We start from the raw sequence: 15400 nt of genomic DNA on the forward strand, positions 1-15400 counted from the left end.
TGATGGATTACTACAACTGGCGGCGTCCACATCAACACAATGACGGGATCGCGCCAGCAAAAGCCGAGGATCGGCCTAACCAAGTGTCCGGATTTAGTTGACCACTACAGACACTTAATTCGTTAAGTAATCTAACGGTTGAGTTAAGCTCATTAATTATGTTTGATTTGATAAAGCCAGAAGAAAAGTGACTTGATAGGTATGTTTGGGATTCAATTTCGGAGAAGCCTGTTTGTATTAGCAAAAAATGAGCATTATCCCTTAACTCTTTCTCAATTTCATTAAGGACATTATGAAGGTTTGTTTGTATTTGGGGAGTGTTTAGAGCAATTATAGCTCTCAAAGACACTTTTCTATCACCATTAGGGTTTGAAATTAATGGTGCTATGTCGCTCAGAAATAATATATTGAATTTTGAAATTAGGGCGCCTACATCCTCTTGGAATTTCCCAGCATCCCACATTTGAGTAAAACTCATGCACAAACCCTCCCATTATTTTTAGTGAGGTGTAGCTACCTCGCTTCCATGGCGAGACCTACATCACTGTCGTTCCGTTCTTTATCTAAAACCGAATTTCCACTGATTCCACACTACGCTTTGCCTCGCCGTGATAGACGGCTTCGATATTATTGCCGTCGGGGTCGAGCACAAAGGCGGCGTAGTAGCCGGGGTGATAATTGCGCTCGCCGGGGGGGCCGTTGTCCTGACCGCCATGGGCCAGCGCGGCCTGATAGAAGCGATCCACCATGGCACTGTCTTGCGCCTGAAAGGCGAGATGGTGGCGGCCGGTCAGCACCCCGAGCGCCGCCGGGCTGTCGATGGCAGTGACAAACAGCTCGTCAGCCCAGAAATAGCCCTCGCCCGCGCCGCCTATGGGAATATCGAGGGTGGCCAGCGTGGCGCTGTAAAAGCGCTGGCTGGCAGCCAGGTCCTTTACTACCAGCTGAATGTGGTCGATCAGCCGACCCCGATGCAGTGTTTGCGTTTCCATGCTCAGCCTCCACTCAGAAATTTTTGGACAAGAAACCGGTCTGATTGCTGGTTATCGTTTTTGGGCAAGCTACCGCTCCTGAATGTCAGCTTCCAGTGTGCTGCTATCTGGCTGCGCTTGAGGGATGGCGTGGCCCATGGGTGACTCCAACGAAGCATGTATTGCCATTCGGGTATGTTAGCGGGGGTGGCGCGGAGGGAAAGGGCAGGGTGATGGATTTCTGGGCGGGATCAAAGAATGAGCTGCTATGGCAAGGGGAGTGGCGGCGTAGTCGTGCTGTGAGAGGGGGCTATGCCCCCTCATTGGGCCGGTTGCCTCCTTTATTAGGCCAGCACCAGGGTTTGGCGGCTGTTATGGCCGCTCGTGAAGGGGAAGGGCTGATCGCCCTCCCTCAGGCCAGCGCCAAGGTCTGGCGGTTTCGCCACAGCCGTTCGTGGAAGAAGAAGACGACGGTGTTGATGGCAGGTTCGATCAGGGCCATCACGCCGCCGGTGAGCAGCTCGCCGCTCAGCAGGTAGGCGACGGCGAAGGCCACCGAGAAGTGCACCAGGGCGAAGCTGCTGGTCTTGGCCTGCAGGCTGTGATCGGGCTTGAGCTTGTGCCAGCCAAGGTCGTGGAAGTAGAAGGCGACCGTGTTGACGGCGGGCTCGATCAGGGCGATCAGGCTGGCGGTGAGCAGTTCGCCGGTCAGCAGGTAAGCCACGGTGAAGGCGACACAAAAGTGCAGGATGGCGAAGCTGATGGTCTTTTTCATGATGGTGTCTCCTCTGGCGATAAAGGCAGTATCACCCAGAACTTCATCAAATGAAAATCATTCTCATCTATCAGCGAAATAGAAAATGCCTATCAACCGGGGGAGAAGCCACCAGATTGGGAGTTGCCTGGGGCCACAACGGTGTTAGAGTGTGCCTTTTGCCATGAAAAAGGAGCTTTCATGACCATCAATGCCAACATCTATGTGCTGTTCATCCTGCTGCTGATGATCCTTGTCGGCGTCGTGGCCTGGCGACTGGCCCGGCGCAAGAGCCGCCACCCTGTGCTTGTCACCGTCCTGTGCGTGCTGCTCTGCCTGGTACCGCCTTTCGCTCTGCTGGCGCTGCTCATTCTGGCGCTCTGGCGGGATATGCCCGTCAGGGCCTGAGGCGAGCGGTGTCATCCCGGCAACGGCAGACAGAGAAAAGCCCCTTTCGGGGCTTTATCGTGTTTGCGGTCGGTAAGGGGGTCAGTCGGCTGCCTTGTTGAGCCACTCCACCCTGTACTGGGCACCGGCGCCCTGGGCCAGCTTGGCGCACAGGGGTTTGAGGAAGTCTTCGATCTGCTCGTCCAGCATCCAGGGGGGGCTAACGATCAGCATGCCTGAGCCGTTCATGCCCCAGTCGGCGGTCTGGCCGGCCACTTCGAGCTCCGCCACCAGGACGTTGCCGAAGTTCTCCCGCTTGATCGCTTTGAGCATATCGCGGGACTTGTCCGCCTCCTGCCCGAGGATCGGATACCAGAGGGCATAGATGCCGGTGGCCCAGCGCTTCTGCGCTTTTTTAAGGGTATCGACCACGGCGAAGTAATCTTCCTTGAGCTCATAGGGAGGGTCGATGAGCACCAGCCCCCGGCGCGGGGTGGGCGGTAGCAGGGCCACCAGCCCCTCGAAGCCGTCCCTATGGTGGACGGCGACGCGGGGGTCGTAGCCCATGTTGGCGCGAAGGTCCTCCACCTCGTTGTTGTGCAGCTCCATCAGCGCCAGCTTGTCCTGATCGCGGATAAGGCGGCGGGAGAGCTCCGGCGAGCCCGGGTAGTAGTGCAGCTGACCATCGCTGTTCATCTCTTCGATGACGCCCAGATAGGGGGCCATGGCGGACCACTGGGCGCGCTCGTCCCACAGGCGGCCTATGCCGTCGGCGTATTCCGCCTTCTTCTGGGACCAGTCGCCGCGCAGGTCGTAGAGACCGCCGCCGGCATGGGTGTCCAGCACGATGAAGGGCTTTTCCTTCTTCTTGAGGGACTCGATGATCAGGGCCTGAACGGTGTGTTTCAGCACGTCGGCGTGGTTGCCGGCGTGAAAGGCGTGGCGGTAGCTCAGCATATTAGGTCTCTGAGGGGGCCCTGCTGGGCACCCAGTAACGATAGATAGTTCAACAGGTTGTGGCTCTTGCCACGAAACAGGGAGAGGCCGCGCAGGGTCTGCAGCAGGACCCCCTGTTGCAGCCGCTCCAGCTCCAGCTCGTGAGCCAGCATGGCCTGGTACTCTTCCTCGGCCAGCCGTGACTTGGCTTGCTGGCGCAGAGTGCGCCAGGGGAGCAGCACGGCCTCGGTCTGGACCAGGGCCGGTTGCAGGTCGGTGAGATCGACCGGGATGCCGAGCAAGTCCAGATGATGCAGCAGGAGCGCCAGGTTGACGTTGCCCCCCTGGCTCTGCACGTCGAGCCAATCCTGGCTGCGCTCGCCATAGACCTTGCCGCTCCAGTGCCAGAAGCCGAGCGGCGTCGGCAGCTCGTGCACGGCGACCCGCTCGCTTGCCATCAGCCGTTCATCACGCAAAGAAGGCCTGCTCCATGGTTTCCAGCTCCTCAGATAGGCTCATCCACTCCAGCTCCACCTCTTCCAGCTGCTCCTTGAGGGGGCCCTGGGACTTGAGCAGCTCGGAGAGCTTGCCCTTGGCGCTCTCTTCGTAGATGGCGGGATCGGCCAGTTGGCTCTCGATGTCGCCAAGCTTGCCCTGCAGCTTCTCCATGCTGGCCTCGAGCTTCTCGAGCTTCTGACGCAGTGGCCGGGTCTGCTGGCGGAACTGGGCCTCGAGCCGCTTCTGATCCTTGCGTGCCACCGCCGAGTTGGCGGAGACGGGGCCATCCACCTGCTTGGCGTTGGCCTCTTTCTCCTGCTCACCGAGCCACTTGTGGTAGTCATCCAGATCGCCGTCGAACGGCTCGACCCGGCCACCGTGCACCAGATAGAAGTCATCCGTGGTGGTGCGCAGCAGGTGACGGTCGTGCGAGACCACTACCATGGCACCCTCGAAGCCTTGCAGCGCCATGGTGAGGGCGTGGCGCATCTCCAGATCCAGGTGGTTGGTCGGTTCATCCAGCAGCAAGAGGTTTGGCTTTTGCCAGGTGATGAGGGCCAGCACCAGCCGCGCCTTTTCACCGCCGGAGAAGGGGGCCACCTTGTCCAGCGCCTTGTCACCGTGGAAGCCGAAGCTGCCGAGGTAGTTGCGCAGCTCCTGCTCGGACTTGTCCGGCGCGAGGCGGGCCAGGTGATCGAGCGGGGTATCGTCCAGGCGCAGGGTCTCGAGCTGATGCTGGGCGAAGTAGCCGATGCTGACCCCGGCGCTCACCTCCAGCTTGCCGGAGAGCGGCGCATTGGAGCCCGACAGCATCTTGATGAAGGTGGACTTGCCTGCGCCATTGCGCCCCAGCAGGCCGATGCGTGAGCCCGGCACCAGGTTCATCTTTATCTTCTCCAGGATCACCTTGTCACCGTAACCGGCGCACAGGTTCTCCATGGCGATGAGCGGGGTCGGCAGGGCCGAGGGCTCGCGAAACTCGAAGCTGAACTCGGAGTCGGCGTGGGCGGGCAGTATCTTCTCCATCCGCTCCATGGCTTTCAGCCGGCTCTGGGCTTGACGGGCCTTGGAGGCCTTGTAGCGGAATCTGTCCACATAGGCCTGCATGTGGGACATCTCACGCTGCTGCTTCTCGTACATGGATTGCTGCTGCGCCAGCTGCTCGGCGCGCTGCAGTTCGAAGTCGGAGTAGCCGCCGGTGTATTCGTTGAGCTTGCCGTTCTCGATGTGGATGATGCGGTTGATGACCGAATCGAGGAAGTCGCGGTCGTGAGAAATAAGCACCAGCGTGCCCTGATAGCCCTTGAGCCACTTTTCCAGCCAGATGACGGCATCCAAATCCAGGTGGTTGGTCGGTTCATCGAGCAGCAGCAGATCGGAGCGGCACAGCAGGGCCTGGGCCAGGTTCAGGCGCATGCGCCAGCCACCGGAGAAGCTACGCACCGGCGAGTCGAGCTGATCGCCCCCAAAGCCCAGGCCGTGCAGCAGCTCGGCGGCGCGGGCGCGGATGCTGTAGGCGCCTATGGTGTCGAGCCTGCCGTGCAGCTCGGCGACCAGCAGACCATTGTCATCCGCCTCGGCCTGTGCCAGCTGGGCTTCGAGGGCGCGGAACTCCTTGTCGCCATCGACCACGTACTCCAGCGCGGAGCAGTCCAGCGCCGGGGTCTCCTGGGCCACACCGGCAATCTGCCAGCCGGCGGGCAGGCTGAAGCTGCCGTTGTCGATGGCCAGCTCGCCCCGCACCAGTGCAAAGAAGGTGGACTTGCCACAGCCGTTCTTGCCCACCAGACCTACTTTGTGGCCGGGATGTATGGTGGCGGACGCGTTGTCCAGCAGCGTGCGGCCGCCGCGGATCAGTTCGATTTGACTGGCAACTATCATGGATGGATCTGCTTGGCTCAATGAAGGGGAGAAACTGGCGCGGATCTTACGTGAAATGACTCGGATTTGCACTTGAGGCTGGAGGGCATGGCTGGCTGCGGCAAGAAAAACGTGCCATAACAGAGACATCTGTCAGGGGGCTGGAGGCTTCCATGTTGATTAAAGAGATCATGACGACCCGGGTTGCGACCGTTTCCATGGATGACAGGCTCAATGTCATCAAGGCGATCTTCGAGCAGGCTCACTTTCGCCACCTGCTGGTGGTGGAGGAGGAGGTGCTGGTGGGGGTCATCTCGGACCGGGATCTGCTGCGCGCCATCAGCCCCTATCTCGACACGGATGCCGAGATGAACCGCGACACCGAGACCCTCAACCGACGCGCCCACCAGATCATGAGTCGCGAGCCCATCACCATCTCTCCCGAACGTTCCTTGCAGGAGGCAGCCAGCATCATGCTGGAGCAGCATGTCTCCTGCCTGCCGGTGCTGGAAAACGGCGCCCTGGTGGGCATCGTCAGCTGGAAAGACCTGCTGCGCGTCATGCGGGGCTGGCAACCGACCTGAGGCTTTTTTGGGGGCGCATGGAGCCCACCCCACCGGGCCCTTATTGAATACCACTCGATACAAGTGTCTGTCATATCGATATGGGGCGTTTTTATTGTTCTTATTTTATGTCTTCTGTGGTTTAAAATTCCAAATTAATCAGCCTTTGTGACACTTGGTGTCGCAATGACTGGATTGCATCGTGTTTTTCTAATTAATCGACCCCAGCTTCAGTTCCCATCAAGGTTCGCAGATCTACCCTAGGTCATCGGAAATGAACCCGATTCAAAATGACAACGACCGAGCACAGGTCTGGTTTACACCTCAGAGGAACGAACAATGAAAAAGACAGCATTGACGATGGCCATCTCCAGCCTGCTGCTGGCCGGTGGTGCACAAGCTTCTACCGTTTACAACCAGGATGGTACCAAGCTTGACATCGGTGGCCGTGTTCAAGGCATGTACTACGGTAGCGACAACGACGACGAGAGTGGCGATCAGAGCTACCTGCGTCTGCGCATCGGTGGTGAGACCCGCATCAACGAAGAAACCGTCGCCAATGGCTTCGTCGAGTACAACGTACCGACCAACAGCTCCGACACCGAGCTGCGTTATGCCTACGTTGGCATCAAGAACGATCGTTTCGGTGCCTTCAGCTACGGTCGTCAGGATGGTCTGATTGCCAAGGCCGTTAACGACTACACCGACGTTCTGCCGGAGTGGGGCGGAGATGGCCTGGGCAAGGGTACCGAAGTGTTCGGTACCGGTCGCACCAACGGCCTGGCCCAGTACATCTACACCTTCGACGGTCTGGTGCTGGGTGCCCAGTTCACCGGCGAGAACGAAGCGCAGAACGAGAGCGCTACCAGCTGGACCAAGGGTTCTGCAGAAGGTTACGCCCTGTCTGCCAACTACAACTTCGACATGGGCATCAGCCTGGGTCTGGCCTATAACCAGGCCGGCAAGACCACCGATCAGGTTGAAAAGGCCAACTTCGGCGCTCAGGACGCGAAGCTGACTGCCGTTGGTATCAAGTACAACGCCAACAACCTGTATGCTGCCGCGACCTATGCCTATGGCGAAGACCATGTCTACGTTAACAATGCCGGCAACAACGGTTACGTTAGCGAGAGCAACGGTTACGAAGCCGTAGTTCAGTACACCTGGGGCCAGTGGAAGCCGTCCCTGGCGTACAACCGTCTGGACGTGAAAGACGCCGACCAGAATATTGACGATACCCTGACCGAGTACGTGTCCATCGGTGCCTGGTACAACATCAACGACAACTTCGATGTCTACGTTGATTACAAGGCCAACCTGCTGAGCAGCGACGGCACTGACGGGTACAACAAGTTCGGCCAGAACACCGACGACGTCGTTGGCGTGGCCATGCAGTACCACTTCTAAGTCATTCCCTGACTGCCTACTGTATTTTTGGACCGGCCGCTTTGCGGCCGGTTTTTTTATGGGCGCCACATCAGGTGCGCGTGTTATCGGGCGTCAGGCCAATCCCGGGTTCAGCATTCTTCCCTGCTGGTCGATAACTCTCTTTGTCGGGCCGATGGAGATGAGGGCTGCTGGCATGGGGCTATGGGGTGAGGATCACGCCCCGCGGTCAAGATCCTATCTTTTCTCGACCCTTTTCATTATTTCTATAGAGACTTGCGTTGCTCCTGCCGGGAGAATGCGGGTCTGGTTGGCATGCTGGCGCCCCATCGCGGGGCGGCACTCGGGAAACGGACGTAAGGGCTTTATATGGCGAGCATATTGGATTCAGTGGATCAACGTACCCAGCTGGTGGGGGAGAATCGCCTGGAGTTGTTGATGTTCCGGCTGGGTACCCAGCAGCTCTTTGCGATCAACGTCTTCAAGGTGCGTGAGGTGGTGAAGCTGCCCCATCTCAACAAGATGCCGGGCTCCCATCACAACATCAGCGGCGTGGCGAACATCCGCGGTGTCTCCATTCCCGTCATCAACCTGCGCGGTGCCATTGGTATGCGCCCCATGGCGGTCGACAACGAATCCAACCTCATCATCACCGAATACAACCGCACCATTCAGGGGTTCCTGGTGGGGCAGGTGGCCCACATCGTCAACATGACCTGGAAGGACATACTGCCGCCCCCCCGTTCGGCGGGCCGCGCCAACTACCTTACCGCCATCACCCGCATCCCGGAGGGCGGGGTCGATCAGATCGTCGAAATCATCGATGTGGAGAAGGTGCTGGCGGAGATCATCACCTATGACATCCGCATCTCGGCGGAGGTGCTGGACAAGGAGATCCTGCCCCAGATGCAGGGGCGCCGGGTGCTCATCGTCGATGACTCCAGCACGGCCCGCAATCAGGTGCGCGAGACGCTCGCCCAGCTCGGGCTCGAGGTGATCGAGTGTCAGGATGGCTTGCAGGCGCTCAAGCTGCTCAAGGGGTGGTGCGATGCGGGCAAGAAGGTGACTGACGAGATCATGCTGATGATAACGGACGCCGAGATGCCTGAGATGGATGGTTACCGTCTGACCCACGAGGTGCGCAGCGATCCGCGCATGGCCGATCTCTTCATCACCCTCAACACCTCCCTGAGCGGCAACTTCAACGAGGCCATGGTCAAGAAGGTGGGATGCGATCGCTTCATCTCCAAGTTCCAGCCTGATTTGCTGGTCGGGGTTACCCAGGAGCGCATGCGCCAGATCCTGGGGGCTTGAACCCGACTCAAAGGCCTAGCGCCTTAAGCCAGCCTGATAACAGAGCACCCGCCAAGGCGGGTGCTCTGTTTTGGCGGGCAGGGGCCAATGCCGGCCCCTGGGGTCACTGGGTCAGCAGGGGTTCGATAAAGTTCGCGACCCGATCGCGGATCTGGGGCTGCGCCGCCGCCGTGGGGTGGATCCCATCGTTCATCATGAGTTCAGGGCGCAGCACAATATCATCGAGAAAGAAGGGCATCAGCGGCAGGCCATTGGCTTGCGCCAGCTCCGGGAAGATCTGCTCGAACTGCTGCAGGTAGCGAGCGCCATAGTTGCGCGGCAACTGGATCTGGGTCAGCACCGTCTTCGTCTGGCTGGCCTTGGCCAGCGCCACCATCTTGGTGAGGTTGGCCCGGGTGATGGCGGGGGCAAAGCCGCGCAGGCCATCGTTGCCGCCGAGCTCGATCAGCACCCAGTCAGGCTTGTGCTCCTCGAGCAGGGCGGGCAGGCGGGCCAGCCCTCCCTGGGTGGTTTCACCACTGATGCTGGCGTTGATGAGCTTGTGCTCGCCACCCTGCTGCTGCCATTTTTCATTGAGCAGGGCAGGCCAGCTCTGTTCGGCCTGCATCTGGTAGCCGGCACTCAGGCTGTCCCCCAGTACCAGCAGGGTTTGCGCCTGAGTTGATGAGATCGAGCCACACAGGCAACTCAAGACGAACAAGACACGTATCATGCATTCAACTCCCAAGATCTATGGTCATTACAGGTTCAGGCAAACAGGAAACGTATCATGAGTTCAACGCCCATTATCACCGTCAGGGGGCTCGGCAAAACCGTTCGCCTCGGCCAGGAAAGTCTCACCATCCTTGAAGGGATCGATCTGCAAGTCAATACCGGCGAGACGCTGGCGCTGGTCGGTGCCTCCGGCTCTGGCAAGTCCACCCTGCTCGGCCTGCTGGCCGGGCTGGATCTGCCGAGCAGCGGCGAGATAGAGATCCTGGGTCAATCCCTCACCCGGCTGGACGAGGAGGGGCGGGCCAGATTGCGTGCCGAGCAGGTGGGGTTCGTGTTCCAGTCATTCCTGCTGCTGCCCACCCTGAGCGCCCTGGAGAACGTCATGCTGCCGGCCGAGCTGCGCGGCGAGACCGACTGTGAGCCCCGAGCCCGCGAGCTGCTCACCCAGGTCGGGCTGGCCGAGCGGCTGCACCACCTGCCGCCGCGCCTGTCCGGGGGGGAACAGCAGCGGGTCGCCATCGCCCGGGCCTTCATGACCCGGCCCAGCCTGTTGCTGGCGGACGAGCCGACCGGCAACCTCGACAGCAAAACGGGGGAGACGGTGATCGAGCTGCTGTTTCGCCTCAACCGTGAGCACAACACCACCTTGGTGGTGGTGACCCATGATCATGAGTTGGCCCAGCGCTGCCAGCGGCAACTGGTGATGGCGGCGGGACGGCTGGAGGTGGAGCCCGTTGCGGCGGCCAGGGTGGGAGAGTTGTCATGAGTCAGTGGCGACTGGGTTTCAAGTTGCTGCGCCGGGAAGGCTTCAGCGGGGAGCTGCGCTGGTTCGTGCTGGCGCTGGCCCTGAGCGTGGCCTGTGTGCTGAGTGTGGCCCTGGTGGCGGATCGGCTGGATGCGGGGCTCAAGGCCTCGGGCCGCGACTTCATCGGGGCGGATCGGGTGCTGCGCTCCGCCACCCCGGCGCCCGAGGCCTGGCTCGCCCAGGCGAAGCAGGAGGGGCTCCTCGTCCAGACCACGGTCAGCTTCAACAGCATGTTGTTTCACGGCGATGGCCTGCAACTGGCGTCCATTCGCGCCGTGCCGGGCGATTTTCCCTTCTATGGCAAGCTGGAGCTGATGCCCCAGCGCGCCCCAGCGCCCGGCGAGATCTGGCTCTCCGCCCGGGTGATGCAGTTGCTCGGCGCCACACTCGGGGACGAGCTGGAGGTCGGCAACACCAGATTGACGGTGGCGGGGGAGCTGGGTCAGGAGCCGGATCAGGGCTTCAGCCCCTTCCAGATGGCGCCAAGGGCGCTGATCCACAGCGCCGATATCGAGGCGACCGGCGCCCTCTTGCCGGGCAGCCGCCAGCAGTGGCGTTATCTCATCAAGGGATCCCGGGAGGGGGTCGCTCGTTATGAGCGCTGGCTCAAGCCCAAGCTGACGGCTGGGCAGAAGCTGATCAAGCCGGACGATCAGGGCTCCCAGGTCGGCAAGACTCTGGCCAATGCCGAGCGTTTCTTCCGCCTGGCGTCGCTGGCAGGCGTGTTGCTGGGGGCGCTGGCCATGGGCATAGCGGTGCGTTACTTCGCCGAGCGGCAGACCAACATGGTGGCGCTGCTCAAGACGCTCGGCGCGTCGCGGCGTACCCTATGGCAACTGATGGGAACGCTCCTGCTTTCCCTGACCTCGATAGGCGCCCTGATCGGTCTGGTGGCGGGGAGCGCCATGCAGTGGCTGACGCTGCAACTGCTGGGGGATCTGCTGCCCGCGGATCTGCCGCCCCCCTCCTGGCGTCCCTTCGCCCTGGGTCTGGCGGTCGCCTTCTTCATCACCCTGCTGCTGGCCTTCGTCCCTTTCCTGCGTCTGCTCAAGGTGCCACCGCTGCGGGTGCTGCGCCGGGAGCTGGAGGCGGGCATTCCCCCCTGGCTGACGGTGCCGGTTGGCCTGCTCGGCTTGTTCGGACTGGTCTGGGGCTTTACCGCCGATGTCAGGCTGGCGCTCGGTCTCATCGGGGGCATGGGGTTGTTGATGGTGCTGCTGGCGCTGCTGGCCTCCGGGCTGCTGCGACTCGGTGGTCGGCTCAAGGGGCCCCATGCCCTGCGTCTGGCCATCAGCCACCTCTCCCGCGAGCGCGGCAGCGGCCTGTTCCAGCTGGCGGGCTTTGCCCTGGCGCTCATGCTGTTCGGGCTCTTGTGGGCGGCGCGGGTCGATCTGCTGGATGATTTCTCCGCCCGCCTGCCCGCGGATGCCCCCAACCGCTTCCTGGTCAATGTGGCCGACGGGGAGCGCGACGGCATACTGGCGGACCTGCACAAGGCCGGGGCCATCACCTCGGACTTCTACCCCATGGTGCGCGGGCGTCTGACCCGGATCGCCGGTCAGGCAGTGGGTGAGGATGCGGCGCGGGAGGGAGTGAACCGCGAGCTCAACTTCACCACCACGGCGACCCTGCCCCCCGACAACCAGGTCACCTCGGGGCAGTGGCTCGGCGGCAAGGGGGAGGTCTCCGTCGACGAGGTGCTGGCGGGCCAGCTTGGCATCGCCCTGGGGGACGCCCTCAGCTTCACCATAGAGGGGCGCAGCTTCGAGGCCAGGGTGACCAGCCTGAGGTCCATAAAGTGGGACAACATGCGCCCGAACTTCTACATGATCTTCTCGCCGGACGTGCTGGCCCCCTTCTCCCAGACCTGGCTTGGCAGCTATCGCTTGCCGCCACAGGGACGCAGTGCCGAGGTAGAGATCATCCGTCGCCACCCCACGGTGAGTCTCATCGACGTGGAGGATCTGATAGGGCGGCTAACCCTGGTCTCGAGTCAGGTGAGCCGGACGTTGGGGCTGATGCTGGGGCTGGTGACGGTGGCCGCCCTGCTGGTGCTGCTGACCCAGACCCAGGCCAGCATGGCCGCCCGGCGCCGCGAGCTGCTCTTGATGCGCACTCTGGGGGCCGGCAGCAAACTGCTCGAGAAGATGCTGCGCTGGGAGCTGGTGGCGAGCGGCGCCCTGGCGGGGCTGTGCGCCGCCACGGTGGTGGAGCTTTGCTCCTTTGGTCTGCAGTGGTGGTGGTTCGATGGCCGGTGGCAGTTCCACTGGGCCATCTGGGCCTGCTTGCCCCTGCTGGGTGCCCTGCTGGTGACCCTGGCCGGTCAGGGCATGCGCCGCCAGTTGCTGGCGGGCACCCTGAGCGACCGGTTAAGAGGTCTGGGGCAGGGGCTGCTCTGACGGCTCCCTGGCGAGGTGCCAGTCGTAAAAATCCCGACTTCGGTCGGGATTTTTCATCATGGCTTCAGCGCGGGGCTTGCAGCAGGTTGCCGAGGGCCTCGGGGAGGGCCGGATAGGTGAAGTGGAACCCCGCCTCCTGCAAGCGTGCGGGCAGGACGTGCTGGCCGGTGAGCAGCAGATCCGCCGCCTCGCCCATCAGCAGTCGAAGCACCTGGGCTGGCACGAAGAAGAGGTGCGGGCGATGGAGTGTGCTCGCCAGGGTCTGGCTGAACTGGCGATTGCTGACCGGCTGCGGGGCCGTGCCATTGAAGATCCCCTCGCACTCGTCGTGCTCGAGCAGGAACAGCATGGCCCGCACCAGATCCTGCACATGGATCCAGCTCATCATCTGGGTGCCCGGGCCCATGGGGCCGCCGAGCCCTAGCCGATAGGGAGGGAGCATCCTGGGCAGGGCGCCGCCATCGGTGCCGAGCACCAGGCCGATGCGCACTATGCAGACCCGGGTCTGGGCGCTGCGGGCCTGCAGGGCCAGTTGCTCCCACCGCTGGCAGAGCCGGTGGGTGAACTCGTCGTGAGGGTGGTGGCAGCGCTCGTCCAGAGGCTCATCCCCCTGGCGGCCATACCAGCCGATGGCGGAGGCGTTCAGCAGCAATCTGGGGGGCGTGCTGGAGAGCTTGATGAGATCGACCAGTTGCTCGGTCAGCAGCCAGCGGCTGTTGCACAACAACTGCTTGCGGGATTCGCTCCAGCGGCCAGCGGCGATGGGCTCCCCGGCCAGGTTGATGACGATGTCCACGTCGTTGAGGTGGTCCAGCCGGTCCAGATTGTCGAGCAGAGTGACGTCATGGCCAAGCAGCTCATAGGCCCGGCTACCCTGACGGGTCAACACCACCACGTCATGCGCCACCTTGAGGTGTGCCACCAGGCGGCGGCCGATAAAGCCGGTGCCTCCCGTGATCAGTATCTTCATGTCCTGCCTCCCTGACGGCTGTTCGCTCTACTCTAGAGGCTGGGCGCTGGATGGACAAGATCCTGTTTTTATGAGCATTATAAATTCACGATGGGGCAGGCTAGTGCACCTTGCGCTGGCGGCGGCACGAAGCGTCGATGGGGGTGGTATTTGTCGACCATGCCGCCATTCGCTTTGTATCTGGACGCATCACCATTACTTGCCAAGCGGACCGCAGCGAGTAAACTCGTCCGCTTTTTCGCCGTGACCATGAGGGCAGTTATGCCATTTCGTCGTTTAAGGGTGCGTCAATTCTATGTCCGGCTGGTCTGTGCCCTGCTGGCGGGTCTGCTGCCCATGGTGCTGGGACTGGCCATCATCGTCTGGCAGACCGCCACCGGGGTGCGGCAGGATGCGGTGGCGCGGCTGCAACATGCCAGGCTGATGTTTGACCGTACTCTGGACAACGCCCAAGTGGCTGCGTCGGCCCTTCGTGGCAGCCTGGACAAACCCTGCCTCGAGGTGGTGCAGGGGCTGCGGGATCAGGTGGCGACGGTGCCGGATGTGCGCAGCGTCAACCTGGCCGAGGGCACGACCATCTACTGCACCTCCCTCTATGGGCCGGTCAGCGGGGAGATCAGGCTGGGCGACTATGCGGATGGCAAGCTCGACCTGATGAAGGGCAATCCCGTCACCCCGAATCGTCCCCTCATCGTCTACCGGGAGGAGATCGGTGCGTTCAGCGTGCTGGTGGGCATAGATGGTTACTACCTGCTCAACATTCTGGACATGCTGAGCCGCAACTCCCCCCTCGGCCTGGTGGTCGGCCAGGAGATGCTGCTGCGGGACAGCCAGCTCACCGACAGGCTCATCCCCCCGGGTAGCCAGGGCTATCTGGAGGAGCACTCGACCAGGTATCCGTTCAAGGTGGTGACCAGGGTATCGGTCGGTGAGTACAGGGCCCATATCTGGGACTACTCCAAGGTCGGCATCATCGTCTATCCCCTGCTGAGCCTGCTGTTCGGGGTGGGGATCTTCTGGTTGACGGGACGATCGACCTCCCCGACCCAGGAGCTGAAGCGGGCGCTGGATCAGCAGGAGTTCATTCCCTACCTGCAACCCGTGGTGACCGGGGACGATGCGCACTGGAGCGGCTGCGAGGTGCTGATGCGCTGGCAACATCCCCGCCAGGGCATGATCTCGCCGGATCGCTTCATTCCGCTCGCAGAGGACAGCGGCCTCATAGTCCCCATGACCCGGTTGCTGATGGCCCAGGTGCGAGAGGCCTTTGCCCCCCTAGCGGACCAGTTGCCCGGGGGGTTCCACTTCGGTTTCAACATCAGCGCCAGCCACTGCAAGGATCTCAGCCTGGTGGACGATTGCCGGGACTTCATCTATGCCTTCCGGGATAACCCCATCAAGCTGGTGCTGGAGTTGACCGAGCGCGAGCTCATCGTGGCGGACGAGGTGACTGACCGGCTGTTCGCCGAGCTGCACCAGCTCGGGGTCTTCATCGCCATCGACGACTTCGGCACTGGCCACTCCAGCCTGACCTATCTGCAGACCTTCCAGGTGGACTTCCTCAAGATCGATCAGAGTTTCGTCGGCATGATAGGGTCGGATGCGCTCTCCAGCCACATCGTCGAGAACGTCATCGATCTGGCGACCCGGCTCGGTCTGCTGCTGGTGGCTGAGGGGGTGGAGACCCAGGTGCAGGCCGATTACCTGAAGGCGCGCAAGGTGGACTTCCAGCAGGGTTACCTCTATGGCAGGCCCATGCCGATGACGGTCTTTGCCAGCCAGCTACCCGCCCAGAAGGGATCGTCAGCCTGAAGGGCCGCGCCAAGGCTCTCGGCGCCCATGG

Annotated in this window: 15 protein-coding genes; 7 read left to right on the forward strand and 8 right to left on the reverse strand. The window is 61.8% G+C overall.

The window, feature by feature from the left end; all coding sequences use genetic code 11:
- Positions 1-31: 31 nt before the first annotated feature.
- The 3 genes from ACB039_RS19760 to ACB039_RS19770 form a co-directional block, all read right to left on the reverse strand.
- Positions 32-478, reverse strand: a complete 447-nt coding sequence (locus ACB039_RS19760; protein WP_371166284.1) for a hypothetical protein — start codon at positions 476-478, stop codon at positions 32-34.
- A gap of 85 nt (positions 479-563) precedes the next feature.
- Positions 564-992 (reverse strand): VOC family protein, encoded by a 429-nt coding sequence (locus ACB039_RS19765; RefSeq protein ID WP_182787740.1) that lies wholly within the window; start codon positions 990-992, stop codon positions 564-566.
- A 391-nt stretch (positions 993-1383) separates the two neighbouring features.
- A complete protein-coding gene (locus ACB039_RS19770) occupies positions 1384-1746 on the reverse strand; it encodes a DUF2061 domain-containing protein (RefSeq protein WP_371166275.1) in 363 nt (120 codons plus the stop codon).
- Between the two features lie 180 nt (positions 1747-1926).
- Here ACB039_RS19770 and ACB039_RS19775 point away from each other — a divergent pair, with 180 nt between their 5' ends.
- Positions 1927-2133 (forward strand): hypothetical protein, encoded by a 207-nt coding sequence (locus tag ACB039_RS19775; protein WP_043132967.1) that lies wholly within the window; start codon positions 1927-1929, stop codon positions 2131-2133.
- Positions 2134-2214: 81 nt separating this feature from the next.
- Here the strand turns inward: ACB039_RS19775 and ACB039_RS19780 are convergent, their stop codons facing one another.
- Genes ACB039_RS19780 through ACB039_RS19790 form a run of 3 tightly spaced genes read right to left on the reverse strand, consistent with a single transcriptional unit; the run spans position 2215 to position 5427 of the window.
- Positions 2215-3069 carry a 23S rRNA (adenine(2030)-N(6))-methyltransferase RlmJ gene (locus ACB039_RS19780; protein WP_182787742.1) on the reverse strand — a complete coding sequence of 285 codons (855 nt, stop codon included), beginning with the start codon at positions 3067-3069 and terminating at the stop codon, positions 2215-2217.
- Positions 3063-3524 carry a DUF2390 domain-containing protein gene (locus tag ACB039_RS19785; protein WP_182787743.1) on the reverse strand — a complete coding sequence of 154 codons (462 nt, stop codon included), beginning with the start codon at positions 3522-3524 and terminating at the stop codon, positions 3063-3065. The genes ACB039_RS19780 and ACB039_RS19785 overlap by 7 nt, the downstream gene beginning before the upstream one ends.
- Positions 3517-5427, reverse strand: a complete 1911-nt coding sequence (locus ACB039_RS19790) for an ABC transporter ATP-binding protein (protein ID WP_182787744.1) — start codon at positions 5425-5427, stop codon at positions 3517-3519. Before ACB039_RS19790 ends, ACB039_RS19785 begins: the two co-directional genes overlap by 8 nt.
- A gap of 152 nt (positions 5428-5579) precedes the next feature.
- Here ACB039_RS19790 and ACB039_RS19795 point away from each other — a divergent pair, with 152 nt between their 5' ends.
- The 3 genes from ACB039_RS19795 to ACB039_RS19805 all read left to right on the forward strand — a co-directional run bounded on the left by ACB039_RS19795 (position 5580) and on the right by ACB039_RS19805 (position 8669).
- Complete coding sequence (locus tag ACB039_RS19795; RefSeq protein WP_005325920.1) at positions 5580-5990, forward strand: CBS domain-containing protein; 411 nt, start codon at positions 5580-5582, stop codon at positions 5988-5990.
- Positions 5991-6308: 318 nt separating this feature from the next.
- Positions 6309-7376, forward strand: a complete 1068-nt coding sequence (locus ACB039_RS19800; RefSeq protein ID WP_041205091.1) for a porin — start codon at positions 6309-6311, stop codon at positions 7374-7376.
- A 348-nt stretch (positions 7377-7724) separates the two neighbouring features.
- Complete coding sequence (locus ACB039_RS19805; protein ID WP_371159412.1) at positions 7725-8669, forward strand: chemotaxis protein CheV; 945 nt, start codon at positions 7725-7727, stop codon at positions 8667-8669.
- Positions 8670-8772: 103 nt separating this feature from the next.
- Here ACB039_RS19805 and ACB039_RS19810 read toward each other — a convergent pair whose 3' ends face one another.
- A complete protein-coding gene (locus ACB039_RS19810; RefSeq protein WP_371166276.1) occupies positions 8773-9381 on the reverse strand; it encodes an arylesterase in 609 nt (202 codons plus the stop codon).
- A 57-nt stretch (positions 9382-9438) separates the two neighbouring features.
- On the opposite strand from ACB039_RS19810, the gene ACB039_RS19815 reads away from it, so the two are divergent.
- Entirely contained in the window at positions 9439-10149 is a 711-nt protein-coding gene (locus ACB039_RS19815; protein WP_005325231.1) for an ABC transporter ATP-binding protein, read from the forward strand.
- Positions 10146-12587 carry an ABC transporter permease gene (locus ACB039_RS19820; RefSeq protein ID WP_371166277.1) on the forward strand — a complete coding sequence of 814 codons (2442 nt, stop codon included), beginning with the start codon at positions 10146-10148 and terminating at the stop codon, positions 12585-12587. The genes ACB039_RS19815 and ACB039_RS19820 overlap by 4 nt, the downstream gene beginning before the upstream one ends.
- Positions 12588-12651: 64 nt before the next feature.
- Here the strand turns inward: ACB039_RS19820 and ACB039_RS19825 are convergent, their stop codons facing one another.
- Positions 12652-13557: a TIGR01777 family oxidoreductase gene (locus ACB039_RS19825; RefSeq protein WP_043132949.1), complete on the reverse strand. Its 906-nt coding sequence runs from the start codon at positions 13555-13557 to the stop codon at positions 12652-12654.
- A gap of 261 nt (positions 13558-13818) precedes the next feature.
- Between ACB039_RS19825 and ACB039_RS19830 the strand changes: the two genes are divergently transcribed.
- Positions 13819-15369, forward strand: coding sequence for an EAL domain-containing protein (locus ACB039_RS19830; RefSeq protein ID WP_371166278.1), 1551 nt, complete (start codon positions 13819-13821; stop codon positions 15367-15369).
- Positions 15370-15400 lie beyond the last annotated feature (31 nt).

The organism is Aeromonas sp. S2(2024), from assembly GCF_041402505.1.
Lineage (GTDB): Bacteria > Pseudomonadota > Gammaproteobacteria > Enterobacterales > Aeromonadaceae > Aeromonas > Aeromonas media.